This is a genomic window from Teichococcus deserti, from assembly GCF_001982615.1.
Taxonomy (GTDB): domain Bacteria; phylum Pseudomonadota; class Alphaproteobacteria; order Acetobacterales; family Acetobacteraceae; genus Pseudoroseomonas; species Pseudoroseomonas deserti.
Window position 1 is genome coordinate 1 of record NZ_MLCO01000559.1, and the last position, 1,106, is coordinate 1,106.

The 1,106-nt window shown below is 72.6% G+C and carries 1 protein-coding gene; it reads left to right on the top strand.

The window, feature by feature from the left end:
* Positions 1 to 913, top strand: a 913-nt coding sequence (locus tag BKE38_RS30050) for a glycosyltransferase family 4 protein (RefSeq protein ID WP_131829822.1), incomplete at its 5' end; no start/stop codon positions are given.
* Between the last annotated feature and the right edge of the window lie 193 nt (positions 914 to 1,106).

Consider the following 1,106-nt stretch of genomic DNA (forward strand, 5'->3'; position numbering starts at 1 on the left):
CGTCGGCGCCGAGGGCCTGTTCTTCAGCGAGGGCCAGGACGTGCCCGACGTGCCCTATGTCGTCACGCTGCACGGCTCCTACGAGGTCAGCAACCTCAGCGCCGAATTCGTCCGCACCGCCGCGCACCGCGTCAGCCACTGGGTCTATCTGACGCGCAAGAACCTCGATCACCTGCAGGTGCTGGACGCGGCCGAGCGGGCGCGCATCTCCACCTCCTGCATCCCGAACGGCATGCCGCTGGACCCGCGGCCCTTCCCGCAGTCGCGCGCCGATCTGGGCATCGGCGAGGACGACCTGGTCTTCGCGCTCGTCTCCCGCGCCATGAAGGAGAAGGGCTGGGAGCCGGCGATCCAGGCGCTCACCCAGGCGCAGCAGCGGCTGGCGCAGCAGGGCAGCGCCCGCAGGCTGCATCTGCTGCTCTGCGGCGCCGGGCCTGAGGCCGACCGGCTGAAGCCGCTGTATGCGCAGATGCCCAACGTGAAGTTCCTCGGCTTCCAGGACTGCATCCACGGAGTCTACCGCCTGTCGGATTGCGCCATCCTGCCGACCCGCTTCCAGGGCGAGAGTTTTCCGCTGACCCTGATCCAGGCGATGCAGGTGGCCCGTCCGGTCATCGCCAGCGATGTCGGCGAGATCGCCCGCATGGTGATCCGCGAGGACAAGCGGGGCGGGCTGGTGGTCCCGCCGGACGCCGACGACGCGGCCTTCGCCGGGCTGGTCGCCGGGGCGATGGTCGCCATGGCCGATGACGCGGCGCGCGCTGCCTTCGGCCGCGACGCCGCCGCGCTCGGCGAGAGCTTCGGCATGGAGACGGTCTCGGCCGCCTATGTCGCCTGCTACGAGGAGGCGATCGCCCGCCACGGCATGGTCGCCCCCCATGCCGGCCCCCACGCCTGGCCCGCCGTCGCCTGATTTCTTCCGGGCTGCCGCCTTCGCGTGGCAGCGCTGCCGCCGGCACGGCGCCGGGACGCGGCCTGGGGGGGGACCTCCAGGCCGCGTCCGGGTCAGACCCGCGGCGCGGCGCCGATCAGGGCATAGAGAAAGACCTGGTCGGCCAGGCGCTGGCGCTGCAGCCCGCTGCGCGCCAGCAGCGCCAGGCGGGGGG